Origin of the sequence: Pseudoalteromonas sp. SS15 (assembly GCF_049257195.1) — a bacterium.
Taxonomy (GTDB): domain Bacteria; phylum Pseudomonadota; class Gammaproteobacteria; order Enterobacterales; family Alteromonadaceae; genus Pseudoalteromonas.
The window spans coordinates 362,596-383,118 of sequence record NZ_JBMMUD010000004.1 but is presented as its reverse complement, the minus strand read 5'-3'; the positions used below and the strand labels follow the sequence as shown (position 1 = coordinate 383,118).

At 37.6% G+C, this 20,523-nt stretch carries 13 protein-coding genes; 9 read left to right on the top strand and 4 right to left on the bottom strand.

What is annotated here, in order from left to right; all coding sequences use genetic code 11:
• Positions 1–17: 17 nt before the first annotated feature.
• The 6 genes from AAEU28_RS10925 (at position 18) to AAEU28_RS10900 (ending at position 8,439) form a co-directional block, all read left to right on the top strand.
• Positions 18–221: a hypothetical protein gene (locus AAEU28_RS10925; RefSeq protein ID WP_421964137.1), complete on the top strand. Its 204-nt coding sequence runs from the start codon at positions 18–20 to the stop codon at positions 219–221.
• A 1,047-nt stretch (positions 222–1,268) separates the two neighbouring features.
• Positions 1,269–2,186: a WD40 repeat domain-containing protein gene (locus AAEU28_RS10920; RefSeq protein ID WP_421964136.1), complete on the top strand. Its 918-nt coding sequence runs from the start codon at positions 1,269–1,271 to the stop codon at positions 2,184–2,186.
• Positions 2,187–2,197: 11 nt separating this feature from the next.
• Positions 2,198–3,184, top strand: a complete 987-nt coding sequence (locus tag AAEU28_RS10915; protein WP_421964135.1) for a WD40 repeat domain-containing protein — start codon at positions 2,198–2,200, stop codon at positions 3,182–3,184.
• Positions 3,185–3,275: 91 nt separating this feature from the next.
• On the top strand, positions 3,276–4,607 hold the full coding sequence (locus AAEU28_RS10910) for a nuclease-related domain-containing protein (RefSeq protein WP_421964134.1): 1,332 nt from the start codon (positions 3,276–3,278) through the stop codon (positions 4,605–4,607).
• Between the two features lie 103 nt (positions 4,608–4,710).
• Entirely contained in the window at positions 4,711–5,601 is an 891-nt protein-coding gene (locus AAEU28_RS10905; protein WP_421964133.1) for a cation diffusion facilitator family transporter, read from the top strand.
• 75 nt (positions 5,602–5,676) lie between these two features.
• Positions 5,677–8,439: an ATP-binding protein gene (locus AAEU28_RS10900; RefSeq protein WP_421964132.1), complete on the top strand. Its 2,763-nt coding sequence runs from the start codon at positions 5,677–5,679 to the stop codon at positions 8,437–8,439.
• A gap of 85 nt (positions 8,440–8,524) precedes the next feature.
• Here the strand turns inward: AAEU28_RS10900 and AAEU28_RS10895 are convergent, their stop codons facing one another.
• Positions 8,525–13,021: an EAL domain-containing protein gene (locus tag AAEU28_RS10895; protein WP_421964131.1), complete on the bottom strand. Its 4,497-nt coding sequence runs from the start codon at positions 13,019–13,021 to the stop codon at positions 8,525–8,527.
• Between the two features lie 268 nt (positions 13,022–13,289).
• On the opposite strand from AAEU28_RS10895, the gene AAEU28_RS10890 reads away from it, so the two are divergent.
• Entirely contained in the window at positions 13,290–13,484 is a 195-nt protein-coding gene (locus AAEU28_RS10890; RefSeq protein ID WP_349286917.1) for a bacterioferritin-associated ferredoxin, read from the top strand.
• Between the two features lie 139 nt (positions 13,485–13,623).
• Positions 13,624–14,205, top strand: coding sequence for a thymidine kinase (locus AAEU28_RS10885; protein WP_421964130.1), 582 nt, complete (start codon positions 13,624–13,626; stop codon positions 14,203–14,205).
• A 9-nt stretch (positions 14,206–14,214) separates the two neighbouring features.
• Here AAEU28_RS10885 and rlmF read toward each other — a convergent pair whose 3' ends face one another.
• A complete protein-coding gene (gene rlmF, locus AAEU28_RS10880; RefSeq protein ID WP_421964129.1) occupies positions 14,215–15,111 on the bottom strand; it encodes a 23S rRNA (adenine(1618)-N(6))-methyltransferase RlmF in 897 nt (298 codons plus the stop codon).
• Positions 15,112–15,232: 121 nt separating this feature from the next.
• Between rlmF and AAEU28_RS10875 the strand changes: the two genes are divergently transcribed.
• Complete coding sequence (locus AAEU28_RS10875; RefSeq protein ID WP_421964200.1) at positions 15,233–16,138, top strand: alpha/beta fold hydrolase; 906 nt, start codon at positions 15,233–15,235, stop codon at positions 16,136–16,138.
• Here AAEU28_RS10875 and AAEU28_RS10870 read toward each other — a convergent pair.
• Positions 16,098–17,555, bottom strand: coding sequence for a tetratricopeptide repeat-containing sulfotransferase family protein (locus tag AAEU28_RS10870; RefSeq protein WP_421964128.1), 1,458 nt, complete (start codon positions 17,553–17,555; stop codon positions 16,098–16,100). The genes AAEU28_RS10875 and AAEU28_RS10870 overlap by 41 nt on opposite strands.
• Positions 17,556–17,648: 93 nt before the next feature.
• Entirely contained in the window at positions 17,649–20,255 is a 2,607-nt protein-coding gene (locus tag AAEU28_RS10865; RefSeq protein ID WP_421964127.1) for a TonB-dependent receptor plug domain-containing protein, read from the bottom strand.
• Between the last annotated feature and the right edge of the window lie 268 nt (positions 20,256–20,523).

Genomic DNA, 20,523 nt, shown 5'->3' with positions numbered 1-20,523 from the left:
CAATAATGAGGCGAACCATGTTCTTAGCCATTAATAAGAAAAAACTCAAAGAGCTCTCTAATACCAAGCTTACTTATTCACAAACGGCTGTAATAAACGGCGGTGAAGTTGCTAACTCAAACCAAGACACGCTTGTTCCTTCTCGACCTACTACTGGTATTAAGTGTGTTGTTGAGCCATTACCAGGCAAAGCCGCTCCCAATACTTCAGTATGCTTTTAGTTTATTGAGTTGACGAAAGGTTAGAGTAATCAAGGAAAGGTTAGAGTAATCAAGGACAGGTTAAAGCAATCAAGGAAAGGTTAGAGTAATCAAGGAAGGGTTAGAGTAATCAAGGAAGGGTTAGAGTAATCAAGGAAAGGTTAGAGTAATCAAGGAAAGGTTAGAGTAATCAAGGAAAGGTTAGAGTAATCAAGGAAAGGTTAGAGTAATCAAGGAAAGGTTAGAGTAATCAAGGAAAGGTTGAAGTAATCAAGGACTGGTTGAAGTAATCAAGGAATGGTTAAGGTAATCAAGGAATGGTTAAGGTAATCAAGGACTGGTTGAAGTAATCAAGGACTGGTTGAAGTAATCAAGGAATGGTTAAGGTAATCAAGGAATGGTTAAGGTAATCAAGGACTGGTTGAAGTAATCAAGGAGTGGTTGAAGTAATCAAGGAATGGTTTAGGTAATCAAGGAATGGTTTAGGTAATCAAGGAATGGTTTAGGTAATCAAGGAATGGTCTAGGTAATCAAGGAATGGTCTAGGTAATCAAGGAATGGTCTAGGTAATCAAGGAATGGTCTAGGTAATCAAGGAATGGCCACTACTCGCAACTTCGCAAGGATGGTAATCGCGATTTATTGACAAGGATTGACCAAGGAGACTATATGGCAAGGACGCATAATGTTTGCAGTTGAATTCGATTAAAGTTTGCATAGATTGAGTCATAAACATTGTTGTTCCTAACTATAATATTAATCTACAAAAGTTAGGCGCATAACCGTAACAATAAATGGTGCTAACTTTATTAATGCTAGAGTCATTAATCTTTGCCAGTCTCATAGATTGGCTTTCTTCGTTTAATTTACCAATTGTTTAAACTCTAGCTATTTTTATCTCTTCATAAAACATACAATCACATCATTCATATTTAATTTTATTTTCAGCACTAAAATTGCATATCTGTGTCGGGTTTTCGGCTTTGTCTTGAGGTTTGTTTTGCATTATTTCACTATTTTCTGCATTTTTATCATCATTACTTTATCTGGTTGTGATAGAGAGGTTGTCTTGCAACAAGGTGTCATATCAGATCTCAATAAGCGGCAGTTACTCCATGCTCAATTTGCAAAGCACGGTGGGTTGTTAATGACATTAGATTTTGATGGCCAAGTGGTTGTTTTAAATGCTAATGATTTTTCAATAGAGTTTCAGATCGCTAAAAAGGAGCAATTGGAGAACACCAGACTTGCAAGACTTTCTTCAGACGGAACTATACTGATTGTTGCCAATGAAAATGAAGTTGCAATATGGTCGGTTGTTGGAAAAGCGTTAATTGGGAAAACAAATTTCGCAGGTCTGCAAACTCTTGCCACTATATCGTCTATTGCAATTTCGGATGACAACGACAAATTAATTGTAGGTATGTCTGATGGCGCAATTAATATGGCGACTATTTCTACAAGATTAAATAACCGCTTTAAACCTCACACCAGGCCTGTCACGCATATTGTGTTCACAGATAATGATCATTATTGGTCAGCATCACAAGATGGTTTGTTGGCTCATCGTGTTTTTGCTTCTCCCGAACCATTAACAGAGCAGGAGTTCTCACATAGGATCACAACACTTGCTATGGACGAACAAAAAGAGCGTTTATTTGTTTCTGATGCATTAAAAACACAGTTCATCAAATCTAAGAAAGGCGAAAATGCGCATGTTCAGCTTAAATATATGGCGCGTTTTATGGTCTTTAGACAGGCTTACTTTATTAATTATGCCAACATACTCGCTACTTCATCATCTAAAAATCACTTAACATTTTGGGATACAGTAACGGGTGAAGAACTAGGGACTTGGACGAGTGAAGTACAAACTCCTTCAGCTACAATTTTGGCAATGTACAGCAACGATAGAGGGGAATTGCTGACAGTTAACTCTGATGCAATGGTTGAAAAGTGGGATCTAACTCAGTTGAATAAACTGTAATGGGAGGTTACATGATAAAACCTACAGGGGTTGTAATCACGATATTGATATTACTTTTAGCTGGATGTGAAGACTCTAACCAGTATGAGGTAAAGCAGTTAAATAATCATCGTTTCAGTCAAAGCCTTGTTTACAAAGCACAATTTTCTGATGACTTAGAGCAGTTATTGGTGATTGATGAAAAGAGACTGGTCAATATATGGCAAGTTAATAGCAAGCAAAAGATATTTACTTTACCTCCTTCAAAAACACCTGAAGACTTAAGGGCTACTTTTTTCAAAAAATCCGAAAACCTTCTGCTTCTTAGTGGCGCAAATCATGTAGATTTTTGGGATTTAGAACAAGGTGTTCAGATTGGTACTTTAAAAGTACAAAGCGACGAGCCCCTAGCAAAAATCTCTTCAATAAACTTGTCACGTTATGGTGGGATTATTGCTGTTGGCATGACAGATGGGACCGTTTTTCTTTATAACAAAGCAAGTAACTCATCGATTAAGAAAAAAATACATGAAGGTACGGTTAACCATATTTATTTCAATAGCGCTGATAGTTATGTTGTAACGAGTGGAACAGATGGTAAAGTCGTTAAGTCGTCAGTGAATAACCTAGAAAAACGCTACTCAAAACAATTGAATACAAGAATAAGTTCACTCATTATTGATGAGCAGAGTAACAAGCTATTTGTTTCGGATGTTTTAGACAACCAACAAGTTCACAAGCTAGATAATGGAGAATTATTATCTAAACTAAGTTATACCGCTAGATTCAGGTGGTTTAGAAGTGGTCAATTTTATGATGGTGCGCGACTATTGATAACGACCACTCCGAAAACCGATATATCTTTGTGGGATACGTCTTCTGGAAAAGAGATATTTACATGGCATAGTGAAACTTTATCTCTGGGGAGCACAAATTTGGATATTAAAGCGTTGGATAATAAGATTGTCACTATGACAAGTGAGGGCGTTTATCAGGAGTGGGCTCTTAGGAAAAAATAATTAAACTACTAAAATTAATAATTTGGTTCTAAAATGAAGTTGTAGTTTAAGGTTTCAAGGGTAAGTAGGCTAAACAAGTTGAAGGACAAACATGTCAAATAGAATCGCGTTGTTTTTTTTGGTTGTTATTTCGTTTACCTCAACCGCTTTTCAATCAAATTTATCTTATGAGCAATGCGCTCGCTTTTATAAAGAATATCAAAGTATTGCTGTGAAGATGGGCACTGCCACAGGTGTTGAGCTTCAATCTCTAGGGAATCGTTATGGCCGATTGCAAGAGAGGCTCGAAGCATTCTGTCAACACACTGAATTCTCAGATTCTGCAAAAAGCAAAACAAGTCAAGAGATTCAAACTCAGCCACAAACACAACGGTTATTTTCAGATGACATGAAACAACAAGCATGGGAAGCATTTTATACTGCTCCTAGCTATTGCTTGTCTAATCCGCTCAGCTCAATCAACAAACTCCGCTGTAATAACGAATTAACCAGATTTAAGGAGTTGTTTGAGCAGCAGTGGCAACAAAACAAAGATATAAGCCTTACTCAGTTGGACACAGAGCCAAATGGGGCTTTGGAGCTTGAACAACAAGGTGCAAGCTCAAAAGGCTCTGAGCCAAACAAGTCGCCTGAAATAAATGACACAAGCACACAAGTCAATCTCGCTGATCAGTCAAATGAAAACTCAAAACCTAAAACCGAGCAAATTGCTACGGTTACTCACTTAGCCACAGAGCAAGAATATCAAACTCCAACGACAGGGTTAGATACGCTTTTTTACTATGTTGATGATTACTTGTATTTGCTCATTTTATTGTTACTACTCTTACTTTCTATTAAATATATTGTTCCAAGCGCGAAGAAACTGTTTACTAGACATTTTAGTTACGTGGCGGTTAATAAGTATTTGATGAAACATTTATCAGTTGATGACTATACACTGTATAGCAAAATCAGTTTACCAATCCCGAGTGGTATGGCAGACATTGATGAGCTTGTTTTATCTCCTTATGGTATTTTTGTGATTAGTTGCCAGTCACAAACAGGCCGAATTTATGCTGATACGACATCAGAAGTTTGGTCAGAGCAAGTTGGAAAAGATAGAAACAATTTTCCAAATCCAAGCAGGCAATTACCAATGAAGCTTGCCGGTGTAAAACAACTCTTTGGTATTGAAGAGCACATTCATGGCTTGATAGTGTTTGACCAAGAGGCAGACTTCAGAACGAATATGCCAAATAATGTGTTTCATACTGGTCAGTTGCTTGCCAAAATTGAGCATTATGAAGAAAAAGTATTTACGGAAGAGCAAATTTCACATTTTGTTCTTTTATTGAGTGAATATAAACCGAGTAATCCTTTTAAGGATATTTTGAGCAAAATAGGGGATAAGACTTCTCAAAATTCTGAGTGGGAAAGTTAAGATATCTAAGTTTTGTATCTATATTTTTGTGCACAACGACTGCATTTTAAGATACAATTGCGACTGTATATCATTTCTCTTTGCTCAGGTACTCGCTTCTTAAATGACTGACATCACTACTCACCAGGCTTCCAGAAGACGTCTTTTAATCGCTCTGTCTATTACCTGTACTTTCATGTTGATCCAACTGGCAGGCGCGTATTATTCAAATTCTCTTGCTGTATTGGCGGATGCCGGCCATTTGTTTGTTCATAATAGCTCTCTTTTTATTGCGCTCATCGCATCTTCTGTCGCTGTTCACTTAGCTAAAAACTACAGCGATGGTTACAAAAAAGCGGAATTCACCGGTGGCTTGATTAATGGCATGCTTTATTTGATGATTTCTGTCGTGATTTTGTATGAAGGCAGTGAAAGATTAAGTCATCACCATGACGGAAATGGTGATGTTGTAAATACTTATCTTATGTCAGTGATAGCTGCGTTAGGGTTTTTATTTCACGGTTTGTCTGCTTGGGTACTTTATAAAGGCCGAAAAGAAAGCATCAATGTTTATGCTGTATTTCTTCATTCATTCTTCGATTTGTTATCGACGGTCTCAACATTTATTGCAAGCATCTTAATTTACCTCACAGGTTTTCAGGTGATTGATATTATATCTAGCATGCTAATTTCTTTGTTTGTGATGTTTACGGGTTTTAAAGTAGTTAAAACTTGCTTAAAAGGTATTTTAACTAAAGAAATGCATCTTCCCACTTCTGATCAAATAGAAGAGAAAATCTTAACGACAGATCATGTTGAAAGTGTACATAGTGTCACGATTTCGCGAGTCGATGACGAGATTGCTGTTGGTGCGCATATTGTTTTAAAGCATCACTGTACAATTGATTTGCATGATCAATCCTGTCGAGAGCAGGTCGAGCAAGTATTAAATGATACTTTTGGTGTATCTCAGTGTGTACTTCAAGTAGAAAGTCATAATTGCCCTGAACATTAACTTAATGAATGCTTGGCAGAGAATGATTTTTATTTTACTTTATTGATACATAGAAAAAACAAGTCTTGATTTGCTTTGAATAAAACTACTTCACCTATTTTACTTGCATTTGTGTTGGGTATCTTGGGTGGTGCTATCAATCTATTACCCCTATGGTTCTTAGATAACTCTGAGTTTCTATTTGGGCAAGCGTTTGTGCTTGGCGCATTGGTAACGATTGGTTTTAGATATAGCTTATTGGTGCTGACAATTGTTACTGCATTTATTTTCTATCGGTGGGGCCACTCTTGGCCGACAATTGTTTTTCTTCTTGAAATCATTTGGTTGAATCAGTTTGCTTTATCAAAAGGCAAAATGGTGTTTATCCGAGGCATATTATTTTGGCTTATATGCGGATTGCCTTTATTGTATTTTCTTGGCCATTTCCAATTACAGCTTCCAAACTTAGTCATCTTCACTGCGTTATCAAAATACTTGGTGAATGCGATAGTCTGTTTAGCAATCGTTGATTTAGTCAGTCTATTTGTAAATAAAGCTAGGTGGCAAGAAATGCCGCTTTACTCCATTCTCAATCGAACAGTTAATTTGCTGGTTATACTTATTATTGTAACGACTTCGATTGTCTTGACGAATAATCACTACAACAGAGTAGAGTCTGAAGTGAAATCTAAGTTGTTAGACTCTGCTGAAAACATTAATAAGCAAATTGATGATTATTTACAAAGCTACCTTAGAGCTGTGCGTATAAGTGGACATAGTATTTCTCAAGGTGTCGATATCAACTTAACCCTAGAGCAGTTGGTTGAAATGCATGAGGGTTTCAGAACTAGTATCTATATTTCACCTGAAGCTGAAGTATTGAATTATTATCCTCAATTGTTGGGAGATAGTTTTGTAGGTGACTTTCCTAGCGTAGCAGACCGTGAGTACTTCATTGAAGCACCCAAACACCCTGAAGGTTATATTTCAAGCGTGTTTAAAGGGCGAGGCTTTGGTGATGAGCCTATTGTGGCCTTGTCGGTGCCTGTTTATGAGTATGATAGTTTAGTTGGCGTACTTGAGGCATCGCTTAAATTTGAGTCTTTTGAGCAGTTTATTCCAACTTTATTATCTCATCACGGTGAATTAGTGGTACTAGATACTAAACATCAGGTTGTTTATAGCTCTTTAGAAAACGAGTTTAGCACTTTAGATGTGCTTGACTCGACAACTTACGCTTCAATAGCCAATTCGCAGCAGGATATTTATACAGACAAACAGGGAACAGTTTTTTATCAAAAAGTATTTGAGTCTGATAAGTTAGGTTGGACAGTCGTCACTTTTTTAGACAGAGCGCACGTTAATATTACAACGATAAATTCTTTACTTACTCCTTTATTCCTTACGCTCATTATTATCATTATTTGTCGTTTCATCATTGGTATTTTAACAAGACAACTGGTTGCGCCTATTACAGCACTGAGTTCTGCAATCAATAAATTTGATCCTAGTAAGCAAAGTGATAATGGGTACAAGAATGGCAATGACTTTTTAGAAATTTTGACATTACAACAACAATTCAATCAATTAACGAAGAAGTTGACGCTCAGCTTTACTAAAATTGATAAAGCAAATTCGGAAAACCAAAAACTGAATGAACGCCTCACTGAATTTAATCTAAGATTAGAGCAGCAGGTTAACGAAAAAACCAAAAAACTGACAGAGGCTGTCGCGGATGCTAAAAATGCCAGTAAGGCAAAAAGTCAATTTTTGGCAAATATGAGCCATGAAATAAGAACACCGTTAAATGGCATTATAGGTCTAACAGAGTTACTAATTAATGAGCGCGAAGGTAACTCAGATGATGTAAAGCAGTTAGGAATCATTCAAACATCAGCTAAAAACTTGCTTCTAATATTAAATGACATTTTAGATTATTCCAAGATTGAAGCTGGGGCTTTAAAGTTGGACATTCGTGCAATTAGCCCAATAAAAATATTTGATGATTTATCAGCAATTCACCGCTCTTACGTGTCTCAAAAGCAAGTGAACTTCAATTATCAGATCAAATCTGTTCTACCAGAGTTTTTAGAATTAGATTCACTTCGAGTGACGCAGATCACTAACAACTTGTTAAGTAATGCAATTAAATTCACTGAAGAAGGTGAGGTAAGTTTGTTAGTTGAGTACCGAGACAATCATTTAGTCATTTCTGTAAAAGATACTGGCATCGGTATCTCTAAGCAACAGCAACAGTTACTATTTAGTGAATTTACTCAGGCAGATGTGTCAACAACTAGAAAGTATGGTGGCACAGGCTTAGGCTTAACAATTTGCAAGCGTTTAGCTGAACGCATGGGCGGAACAATTGAGCTTGAAAGCAATGAAGGGGTTGGGAGTACTTTTGTTGTAAGTATTCCTGCCAATGTATCTACACCAAAAAATAATACCGAAGAAGCGACGAAGCTTGCAGATCTTAATGGTCAGGATGTGTTGTTAGTTGAAGACAATTTGGTAAATCAGATTGTCGCCACAAAGATGCTAGCAAAGTTTAATTGCCAAGTTTTTACTGCTGCTAATGGCGAAGAAGCACTGCAAAGGTTAGCTGATAAACCTTTCTCTTTAATCTTTATGGACTGCCAAATGCCAGTTTTAGATGGCTTTGACTGCACGATTAGAATTAGAGAGCAAGTTTTAAATTATGGCACGCCTTATATCATTGCAATTACTGCAAATGCTTATAACGAAGACCGAAAGCGTTGCTTAGAGGTGGGGATGAATGATTTTGTAGCTAAACCAATTGAGTTTGAACTACTTAACAAAGCCATTTCTAAATACATATCAAAAGCTTGTTCATGACTTAATATTCAGAATAAAAGTGATAACCTAAAGGCTATTAGTTCTTTTCAGTGTAACTAGCAATTAACAGCTGGAGAATGGTAGATTACCTCCAGCTTGTTGTATTCTCATCCCTCTCTAATAGTGCTTCAATAGGCTGCGGTTTTGAGAAGAAGTAGCCTTGCATATAGTGACAGCCTAAGTCAGTTAAGAATTTTAATTGAGTTTGTGTTTCTACCCCTTCCGCAATACAAAACATATTTAAATTGCGGGCCAGTGAGTGGATAGTTTTTACAATCGACTTATTTGTGTGCTGCTCATCCATTTTTCTCACAAAAGATTGGTCAATTTTTATAATATCAATTGGAAATTGATTTAAGTAAGTAAGTGAAGAGTAGCCTGTACCAAAGTCATCAAGCAAAAGTTTAAAGCCTGCATCTTTCAACATATTAAGAGAAGCCTTGGCTTTTTCTTTATCTTCCATTAACGAGGTTTCTGTAATTTCAAGCCTTAGCCTTGATGTTGGTAACTGGTAAGAAGTCAAAATATTACACAAGTTTTCAGCCGTTTCAGCTCTAATGATGTGAATCGGAGATAAGTTCAACGATAGATAAAACTGGTCATTCTTATCAAATAAAGGCTTAAGCTCAACAAGCGCTCGTTTTAGGGCTTGCTCTGTCATTAGTTCAATTAATCCGGTTTCTTCGGCAATCGGAATGAAATCTGCTGGCGAAATATTTTCGCCATCTAACTGCCACCTTAATAGCAATTCAACGCCTATCATTTTACCACTGGAGGTATTAACGATTGGTTGATAGTGGTTATAGAAAGCGCTGTCTTTATATGCCGTTTTTAGGGCGGTTTCTAACACCATTTTACGGTTATACTGTTCGATCATAGAGGTTGTGAAGTATTTATAACCATTACGTCCCAGTTGTTTAGCTTGAAACATGGCTATATCAGCATGTCGAATTAGCTCTTCAGATGATTTTGCATCAAATGGGTAAAGTGCCACGCCGATACTGGCTGAAACACTCACAGATATACCGTCTAAATCAATCTTCTCTGGTAACACAGAAATAAGGTTTGATGTTAAAGCGGTTAAGCTTTCTGGGGTCATCACATCTTTGACTAATACCAGAAATTCATCTCCGCTTTGTCTACCCAAAATGCAATGCTCAGGTAATAGCTCGTTTATTCTTTCAGAAATCTTAATTAATAATTTATCACCAGCTTGATGTCCATAGGCATCATTAATCGGTTTAAACTTGTCTAAGTCAATGAATAATAGTGCACACGTCGAGCTACTATTTTGCGCATCAAATATCGCAAATTCAATGTGTTGCAACATTAAATTACGGTTAGGAAGATTAGTTAAGCTGTCATAATTTGCTAAATATCGCAGCTCGTTTTCAGCTTTCTTTTGCTCAGTCAGATCTGACATAACAATAACATAATGCTCAATCACGCCTGCATCATTGGCAATGGCGTTCACACTGACATGAATTGGTTTAACGAGGTGATTTTTCGTTTCAACCGTTAATTCCATCTTAAAGTTCTGATTCGCATTTAATGTTTTAATTTTATTGATAAGCTGCCTAAGTTTCTTTTTTCCTAATATCTTGGCAAACGTCATAAAGGTTAAGTCATTTAACGCATTTTCTTCGTTTAAGCTAAATGCATCGCAAAAACTGTGGTTTACTGAAATAGGGGTGAGCCGAGTATCGAGAATGAGGAGCCATTCATCAATTTGTGAAAACGCTTGCCCTAATATGCTTGCTTGTAAGTTAGTTGCTTTACTGTCGGTAATATTTGAATAAATACCCGATACAATGCGCGGGTTTCCTTCATTATCCCACTCTGTTACCTGACCAATATCTTGAAACCATAACCATTCTCCGATTAAGTTCTGCAATCGATACGTTAAATTGATATTTGGATTTTTAGATGCTGATAAAGCCCCCCATTGTGAAGATACCTTTTGTCTATCTTCTGGATGCACCAATTCGATAAACCGATTGAGTGGCAACTCATTTTGTTGTCCTGATTCTCTTGTTGACGTTTTATTTCTGTACTGATAAATCAACTCTTTGTTTAAATCGACCTTCCATGTGCCACTTTTAGTAGACTTTAGCGCCATCTCTGTTTGCTGCTTAGAGGTTGTTACGGCTAAAAGAGCTTTTTGAATGGTTGTTTGTCTATTTTTTCCTTGCCTATATGAAAGCAATAATACTGATGCCACGACAATAAAATAGATCAGCCATGATGTTGGAGAGTTTAAAAAGTAGTATTCGACCTCTATCGGAATGGTCAAACTATCTATAACGCTGTTACCGTCTAAACTTGTTTCGCTTATGGTTAAGATGTAATTGCCTGGTGCTAACTTTGGGAAGAATAACTTAGTTTTGTCTAAGTTGTTTAATACAACATCTTCAGCACCACTTATACGAGCATTAAATTTGCTTATACGTTGCTGAGTAAAATCAAAATTCGTGAACTTTATTTCTAGCCCAGCATCGTCATGGGACAACTTGAGCGGATTTTCTAATAAAAATGAGGGGCTATAATTAAGCGTTGAAGACATGAGTTTGATGTCTGTCACACTTAAAGGGGTTTTGATCATGTTACTGTAATCAATAAAGTCTTCTGTATTTAACCAAGTTAAACCTGAGACTGTACCAAACACAAAGGTTTGATTATTCAGCTTTAAACTGGCGCCTGCATTAAACTCATTATTTGGTAAGCCGTTTTTAATCGTGTATTTCTCGAGGGAACCAGTGTTTAACTCGTAGCGAAACAATCCTGATTGTGCCGTAAACCAAAGAAAGCCATAAGGATCAGACATTACTTCATACAAAGCTTGTTTATCTAAGCCATAGTCTTCGTTCAGTGATTTAATTACTTGAAAAGTGGCTAAGTCTAATTCAATTAAGCCATGGTGAGATGAAGTTAACCAAAGACTTTCGTTTACAATCTCCCAGTCATCAATAACTTGGAAAACTTTGTCGTTTGCATTGTCAAATTCAAAAATTGGGGTTAAGGCCTTCGAATCGACTGAATAAGCATATAAGCCTTTAATCGTGCTTATAATTATATCGTCTGGCCTAGTAGGTAGAGGAGCAAGGAAGCGATAAGCAGACGAAATTGGTAACAGTTCAGCCAAACCTTCTATGGCTACTACAGTTTGGTTTGACGTATCGTATATGTAGTAATCGCTTTCAGTTAAAAAAGCGATTTGTTTAGTATTAATGCGTTGTGCAGCACTATTTAAAGAGTCAAACGGTTCATCTATGCTGCTTTTGACAACCGATGGGTTCGTTACTGTTTTAGTTTCTAGATCTAGTAACTTTAATCCTTGAAATGTATCCAAATACACAAGCTGAGAATCTATGTCAGTTTGAAAAATCTCGTATACCGCATTAGCGCCATATACATCCTTTTTATTTTGAGATTGGAAGTAAAATTTTGGCTCAGAAGGGTCACTTAAAGACGATATATGCACAACACCATTATCGGTACCATATAAAATCGAACCGTCGGAAAGCTGATAAATAGACCAGACGTTATTGTTTATAAACTCAGAACCTGTTTGGCTGACTGTATTAAACATTAATGAAGATAAGGGCCAATAATATGTCCCATTATGCGTTGCCATCCAAAGCACATTATTGGCGTCTAGTTCAAGCGCCAGAATGTTTGGTTGATTCAGCTTAAATTTGGTTTTATCTAGGGATAGCGCTTTTGTCAGCTCTTTTGTCTTTCGATTAAATTTATACAGGCCAAACTCTGTAGCGATAAACTCACCTGCGGGGGTTAATTCATGATCCCAGATATTCAACGACGCGATCAGGTTTGTAGTTTGTTCATAATCAAAACCCACATCAAGTATTGGTGTGGCATATAAGCCCTCTACTGTGCCAATAAGTAAGCCAAGCTCTTCATCTAACTTCAATAATTTTACATTCTGATTGAGTTCATTGGCTTCTTGTTCATTTAAAAAAGTATGCTTAGTTAAAACTTCTGCATCGGCAGATAGAGAATAAAGGCCATCAGTGGCGCCTACTAATAAATGTTTGCCATGATACAAGAATGTTCTAATGGATTGCCCTGTTTCAACGGAGCCTATGAGTTGAGATTCATAGCTGACAAGACTAATTTTATATACATGATTATTAATTGCAGCGTATAAATGTTTATCAACCTTGAGTATGGCATTAATTGGAGATGTAAAGCTCTGGCTGTCAGACAACCTACCAGAGTAAATTTTTTTCTTTTCTAAAGTGTGAACATTAATCAGGTAGCTGCCATCAAAGCTGGTAGACACAAACAAAAAAGTGTCATCTACCATTTTGATATGAAAGATTTGTTCATGGAGAAAGTTTTTTATTTGTTTCGGTAGGGAGACGTCTATACCATCATATCGGTTTAAGCCTTGCTCAGTTGCAATCCAAATATAGCCAAGTGGGTCCTGAACTATGTTGTTTACATTTGCTTGAGAGAGGCCTTCTTCTGTAGATAGGCGATAGATTTGCTGATTTGAAAGCGTATTAAAGCTTATAAAAAATAAGGAAATTATAAAAAAAAAGTAAGGCTTTAAATGCATTAAACTCTACCAAGCAAATATTCATAGTTTTAAATTATGAATTTTGTCGAAAACAATAGTTAACATTATGGTCATAAATTTAGCATAGTCATTTAAGCAGAGCTAGATTAATACACTTTTACATCATTAACTGCTTATATATACACCACATACCTGAGCAATAGTTGCAACAATAAAAATAATTCTTATTAAATACCTGGTTTGTTATTGATAATTGTTTTTGTTTAGAATAAAATTCACGTAGTTTTTAAAGTAAAGAGTAGCTCTAATGTATATTTGTATTTGCCACGGTGTGACTGATTCAAAAATTGAACAGGCGATTGAGTCTGGTTCTACAAGTATGCGTGATTTGAGTAAAGAGCTTGGTGTTGGTACACAATGTGGCAAGTGTACAAATTGCACAAAAAAAATTCTTAACCAGAAGCTGATTGAAATTGTCGATATAACAGAACAAGTTGCCTAATTAGCCTTAGCATACCTATTTTTTGGGCATCAGAGACAGTTTCTTTCAGTGTCTTACATACCATAGAAACCTATCCCTCGTAGTATTCAAGTCGAGTTTTATGTAGACTCTCATCCTCATTTATTTTCAGTGTTCTATTATGGCTCAGCTTTATTTCTATTACTCGGCGATGAATGCCGGAAAATCAACAACACTTTTACAATCTGCATTTAACTACAGAGAAAGAGGTATGACACCACTCATACTAACCGCTGCCATAGACAACAGAGCTGGAGTTGGGAAAGTGGCCTCTAGGATTGGCCTTGAAGCTGATGCGCATATCTATGACAGAGAAACAGAAGTATTTACTTTAGTTGAGCGGTTAAACGATGAAAATAAGCTAGATTGTTTATTAGTAGATGAATGCCAATTCTTGAGCAAAGCGCAAGTTAACGCCTTAACAGATGTTGTCGATAAGTTGAATATCCCTGTGTTGTGCTACGGATTACGCACTGATTTTAAAGGTGAGTTATTTGAAGGGGCTCAGTACTTGTTGGCTTGGGCCGATAAGTTAGTTGAGCTTAAAACTATATGCCATTGTGGTAGAAAAGCGAACCGTGTTTTACGAACGGATGAACATGGTAACGCTATTCATGACGGTAACCAGGTTGAAATTGGCGGCAACGATAGATATGTTTCAGTTTGCCGCACCCATTATAAAGAAGCCTTGTCTCTATTATAAATAATATCTTTATTTAGGATCGTACATTGCTTGTCGCTCGGAGTGAGTTTGAAAGCTCCAAGCGATGAATCGGCTTGTTTTTTGACCTTGCGTCATTTTTACAACCTTCACTTCAACAGCGCCAATTTTCTTTAGTGAAAGCTTTAAACTACTTAGTGAGTCTTTTTTAGATACCAAAGAAGTAAACCACGCACATTGCTTGGCATAATGCTTACTTTCCTTAATCATTCTTTTGATGAACAACACCTCACCACCTTTACACCATAGCTCAGGTGAATGGCCGCCGAAATTAAGTGTATTTTTGGGTTTTTTACCTAACTTTTGCCATTTGCTCTGTGTTGCTTTATTTGCTGAGTGCTCACTGTCATGGAAAGGAGGATTACATAGCGTCACATGTAATGTTTGGTCTTTTTCAATCACACCATGAAAGTATTTTTCATTGTCTTTTTGTAAAACGAGTTTGGTACTTAACGCATTTTCGATGCGAATTTTGTCGGCGTTTTGCAATGCTTTAGGGTTTATATCTGATGCTGTGAATGACCATTTATAAACTCTTTCTCCAAGAATAGGGTAGATCAGGTTTGCACCTGTGCCGATATCTAGTGCCCTAACATTGTTGACTATCTTATTTTGGTTATCGCTTTTTAATAGATCTGCCAACGCGTGAATATAATCGACTCGGCCTGGTACTGGCGGACATAAAAACTCTTCGGATATGTCCCAGTAATTAAGTTTGTAATGATGTTTAAGTAGCGCTTGATTTAAGCTCTTGACAGCAACCGCATTACTAAAGTCTATGCTCTTTTTACCTGCAGGTGTTCTTATGAGGAATTTTTTCAATGAAGGCGTTACATTGATGAGCTTATCGAAGTCATAGCCTTGTTTGTGCGCGTTTCTTGGGTGCATATCATTACTTTTATTGAATTTAAGTGTGGATTATACCTATTTCTTGAAACTGCTTAAATAGTGTTGAAATGACAATTGCTATCAAATACAGTAACTGGTAAGACAAGTTAAAATAACTTAAATCATGATCACGCAAAATTCACACTTTATTCCCTTTGAAAATGACCAAGTTCTTCATCTGAGACACATTTATAATCCTGAAAATAAAGGGGATGCTGTTTTTTTCCTGCATGGTGCTGTCGAAAATGGCAAGATTTTCTACACAGAGTCAAATAAGGGCTTAGCGCCGTTTTTAGCGGCGCAAGGTTATCAATGTTTTGTCGCTGATTTACGTGGTCGTGGACAAAGTTTGCCTAAAATATCTTCTTCCTCTCAATACGGCCAAACAGAAGCCATCCTTGAAGATATACCCACTATGCTCAATTTTGTTAAAGCGCAAACAGGTCACTTTCCGAAGTTTTGGGTTGCGCACTCTTGGGGGGGAGTTTTACTTAATAGCTATTTAGCGCGTTATCCTGAGCATAAAGAGTATGTTTCAGCATGTGGCTATTTTGGAACAAAAAGAAGTTTATTTAACAATCACCCAAGCAAGCTCTTACAAGCCAATTTAATTTGGTACACGTTGGCGCCACTATTGAGTAAACGCAAAGGTTATTTAGATGCGCGCAAATTGAAATGGGGCAGTGATAACGAGACTGTTAAGTCACATTATCAAAGCATGCAGTGGGCGAAAAAGAAGCCTTGGATAGACAGTGATGATGGTTTTGATTACGCAAGCGCAATAGAAAATATATCGTTACCACCTATCTTACATATTGCAGGTACAAAGGATAAAGCCCTCGCACAGCCAATTGATATTCAGGCTTTTATAGAAGAGTCAGGAAAAGGCATACAAGATTTGAGAATATATGGAAAAAAATATGGTCATAAAATTGATTATGACCATATTAATATGCTGACAAGTCCGCATGCTCACAGCGACCAGTTTAAGGAGTTGTTAGATTGGTTTGCTCAGCATCGAGCATAGCCATCATTTCTTTTTCATAAACATGCCAGTTTGATCTTGGGCCTTGATCTAAAGGCCTTCTAACTTGAGCTTTGCTAAGTGTCGATACTGGGCGCTTAGATTTATAAAACTCCAAGCATTCAGGCTCAAATTTTTGATATAGGAAATTAAGTAATTTATTCAGCTCTTTTGGGGTCTCATCTAATAAATCTTCATAACTGAGGGTATAAATGTTTCTAGGTAGGTAGCGCTTAAAATGTGCCATCATTTCTTCTTGAAAATCAGCATACTGCTTATATTCTGTCAATGAGCAAAAGTAGGGTTCGTTTTCAGCGAAATGATTACTATAAACAGACCAAGCATTGGCATTAAACGAGCGGGTCAAATGGATGATCCTTGCATCGGGAAATATCTTTTGAATTAGTCCTATATTTTGAAAGTTGGCTGGTAATTTATTAATGACAACTTCTTCGCCAACGCGATGTTTCTTAATTTCATCTACATACAAGCTACGGCAATGGTCAAGCATGGATGTGTTTAATGTATGAAGGCATTGTGGAAATGGCGCTTCATTACGCATCTGTAAATAAGGTACAATTTTGTCGCTGATGACTGTACTTTCTCCCATGCTGCCAATGTTACTATGCTGAACGAGCATTTGTTCTAGCAATGTAGAACCTGTTCTTGGCAGTCCAACTATAAAAGTAGGGGTGAATGTTGCCTTTACTTTATCATTGGGTTGGCTAAAGAATGCTTCTGAACACTGTTCTTTTAGTTCGTCAAAAAAAGACCTCATATCAGCAGTTTTAAACTCACACAGACTGAGTTGTAGTTCGTTAGCAAGTCTAAAATAGTCAAATGCTTGAGTGTGATCTTGTAACCTGTGATTACATCTTGCTAAGGAATAATAAACAACAATTTTTAAGCGTTTGTTGTCATATTCAGTTAACAGTGTATGGAGTTTTTCAATATGCGCTTCTAATTTATTTGTGGCTGAAATCTGAGAGAGTTCATGTAACATGAAGGCGGTAACCGCACTAGGCGGGCACGCTAAGCCAGCTTCAAAGGTGCGCTCTGCATTTTCAATAAAACCGTGGTCTAAATAGAATAACCCTAATTTATAATGTGCTTGTGCATTATGCTTAGCAACGCTTAAGGTGTATTCGAGTACAGTCTTAGCATCAACAGAAGATCCAACAGCCATAAATGCATCAGCGAGCGCAAACAGGGGATCGAGCATTTTAGGTAGGTGTTCACAGGCACGTTTTAAATAATAAATGGCGCTGTCGTAATCTTCTAAACGCATACAAATTCGGCCAAGACCGAATAATGCAGGACCAATTTTATTATTTTCCTTTAATACTGCTTTAAACATAAACTCAGCTTCTCTGAGTTTCCCTTGCTCTAATAATTCGTTGGCTCTTTTAAGTAATAGCATTTTTGTTTTAAGTTATTGCTTTGTACTAATCATAAAAATAAAAAGGCGAAATAGCTATTGCCATTTCGCCTTTTGCTGCTGGGTTACAGTAATCTAGAAAGTGTAGGTTGCTTTTACGTAGTAGAAGCCACCGTTAATACCGTATGGAGAGGTCTCATAGTACTTACCACCCCAGTTATTATTAGGAATACCCGTTGCTCTCTCAAAGTCTAGCTTTTCAGGCTCTTGGTCAAACAGGTTGTTTGCACCTGCTGTAAAACTTAAAGACTCTGTAGCATAGTAAGTTACTTCTGCGTCGATCGTGAATGATGGATCTGCCATGATAGCGGTTGCATCATAGTCTACGTGAACGCCTTGGTATTCACCGAAGTAGTTGTAACGAATAAAGCCTGAGAAATCTTCCCACTGTTGTGACCAAGTATAAGTTGCACGGTGTTGAGGCAAATCTTCCTCAAGGCGTTTAACTTTAAAATCACCAGTAATGGCAGAGAATCTGTCTACTGTCGTTTCATTCCAGTTATAAGCCATACTGAAGGTTGCATAGCCACCTAGTAGATCCATAGAGTAGTTAGCAACTAAATCAACACCTTGAGTTGTTGTATCGAAGTCGTTCGTGAAGAAACTTACCTGCGCGATACTATCAACGTTAGGTACGCCATCAGCTTTTAATGCCACTTTTTGAGCGTCAGTTAAATCAATCTTGTCTGATTGACTGATACGGTCTTCTACTTTGATGTTGTAGTAATCAACAGTCAGGAATAAATCGCCAGATTGATATACCGCACCAAACGTGTAGCTTTCAGACTCTTCAGGCTGTAACTCTGTACCACCAAGAATTTGCGACACAGGGTTTGTAGGAGGAAGTAATGCTGAATCAACAAGGACACCGCTACTTAAGTTTGTTTGTACGTTACTTACGTTTGCCTGACCTACTGTTGGTGCTCTGAAACCAGTACTCATTGAGCCACGCAGTGATAGATCATCAGTTAATTGATACTGACCTGTAACTTTGTAGTTTGTTGTAGAGCCAAATGAGTCATAATCTTCATAACGCAATGCCCAACCCATTAAGAACTCATCTGTAAATGGTGTCTCGATATCAACATACGCTGCGTAGTTACGGCGAGTGAATTCACCTGCAGCTGACGGTTTGAAACCTGGGAAACCATTCGAACCAATGCCGAAGCCTTGTTGAGTAAGTGGGCCTGCAATGAATGAGGCTTCATCACCAGCAATAACTTCGAAAGTCTCTTCGTGCCATTCTAAGCCTGCTGCGACATTAACGTCATACGCAAGACCGAAATCGTAGCCTTTTGAAATATCAGCATTAAAGTTCTTTTCTAATTGAATATATTTACCAGGGCTGAAATCCATTGGTGTTTCAGCACCAAGCGACGCATTTACAGTATTGGTGATGAAATAGCGTGATTCATTACGGCCTACTGAACCGCTTAAGTCATAGTATGCACCGGCAAATGTACCACTTTCGATTTCGCCTTTAGTACCAACTGTGAACGACGTATCTGTGATATTACCACCGAAGAATGGCGTGAAGCCTGCTGGTAATATTTCATTGAATGCAAAACAGTTCTGGCCAATGTCAGAGTTTGAAGCAATTTGTTGATACGCTGCAATTTGCGTAACATCTAAAATACGGTTGCCGTCAGCATCTTTAAGGTTAACTGTTGGACAAGATATGCCAGTATCAAGGCCATCTAAATCCGCTACTAGTAATGTATCACCGCCATCGTTTGAATAAACTTGAGGACGAGTTTGCGGGTTACGATAGTAGAAACCACCTTTCACATCTCGCTCTGAATAGTTACCAAACATGTAGAACTCAGAGCTGTTTGACAGTTCTAATCCGACATTACCAAAAAGAGTGAAATCATCTTTAATTTCAGGTGCACCCCAAACTTGCGCTGGGTTTCTTACACCAGGTACACCAGCTGCATCGTATGCTGCAGCATCAGGACGCTGCAAGCTTCGGCTAGTTGCATCTGCGTTTTTGTATTGGAAGCTTAAGTTGGCAAAACCGTCATCAGAAAATGGCAAGCCCACATTACCTTCGATGGTCGTTGTGTCGCCGTCGCCTTCAAAGTATTGACCTTGTTTTACTGCAAATGAACCCCCTTCAGAGGCATCTTTTAAAACAAAGTTAATAACGCCTGCAATTGCATCTGAACCATATTGCGCGGCAGCACCGTCACGAAGTACTTCAACTTGTTTTAATGCAATACTTGGGATAACTGAGATATCGGGGCCTTGCGCACCATCATTAATACCACCGCCAAGGAAAGCGATAACCGATGAACGATGGCGGCGCTTACCATTTAAAAGGATTAATGTACTGTCTGCAGGCAAACCTCGTAAGTTTGCAGGGCGGACTAATGAGGCAGCATCACTGATAGGGTTTTGGTGAACATTAAGTGACGGAACTGAGCCTTTTAATAGCTCTAGCATATCGTCACCCCCAGCTTTTGAAAGCTCATCACCGCCGATAATATCAACCGGTACGGGCGAGTCACCGACTGAACGTGGTGCCGCACGAGAACCTACAACTGCAATCTTTTCGATATTCTTTTTTGCACCTTCATCAGTTTCTTCTGCGTAGGCTGTTGTACTTAACATGCCAATTGTAGCAGTAGATGCTAATGCGTAAGTGATTGCACGGCTTACGTTTGATAATTTTAACTTCATCCTGTTTCCCCAGATTAATGTTGTCATTAAGGTTTCTTATAAATTTTTAACAAGCACGTTGATTTCTTGCAGAAAGCAAATTTAACCTGTTAATTATTGATACATTTAGTTAACACATAATGCAAATAAAATTTGCATTAAAGTTAAAAGTAGACATGACAATGAGAAAGCGCAAATTGAAAACGTAACTTTTTGTTAAATATGAAATAGTTTTCTAAAATAGGTAAGGCAAGGAATGCATGTGCATTCCTACTAAAGTTTATGCTTT

Excerpts from the sequence above, each read along its gene's own strand:
- AAEU28_RS10925 (WP_421964137.1), top strand. The coding sequence starts at position 18 with ATGTTCTTAGCCATTAATAAGAAAAAACTCAAAGAGCTCTCTAATACC.
- AAEU28_RS10915 (WP_421964135.1), top strand. The coding sequence starts at position 2,198 with ATGATAAAACCTACAGGGGTTGTAATCACGATATTGATATTACTTTTA.
- AAEU28_RS10910 (WP_421964134.1), top strand. The coding sequence starts at position 3,276 with ATGTCAAATAGAATCGCGTTGTTTTTTTTGGTTGTTATTTCGTTTACC.
- AAEU28_RS10905 (WP_421964133.1), top strand. The coding sequence starts at position 4,711 with ATGACTGACATCACTACTCACCAGGCTTCCAGAAGACGTCTTTTAATC.
- AAEU28_RS10895 (WP_421964131.1), bottom strand. The coding sequence starts at position 13,021 with ATGCATTTAAAGCCTTACTTTTTTTTTATAATTTCCTTATTTTTTATA.
- AAEU28_RS10890 (WP_349286917.1), top strand. The coding sequence starts at position 13,290 with ATGTATATTTGTATTTGCCACGGTGTGACTGATTCAAAAATTGAACAG.
- AAEU28_RS10885 (WP_421964130.1), top strand. The coding sequence starts at position 13,624 with ATGGCTCAGCTTTATTTCTATTACTCGGCGATGAATGCCGGAAAATCA.
- rlmF (WP_421964129.1), bottom strand. The coding sequence starts at position 15,111 with ATGCACCCAAGAAACGCGCACAAACAAGGCTATGACTTCGATAAGCTC.
- AAEU28_RS10870 (WP_421964128.1), bottom strand. The coding sequence starts at position 17,555 with ATGCTATTACTTAAAAGAGCCAACGAATTATTAGAGCAAGGGAAACTC.
- AAEU28_RS10865 (WP_421964127.1), bottom strand. The coding sequence starts at position 20,255 with ATGAAGTTAAAATTATCAAACGTAAGCCGTGCAATCACTTACGCATTA.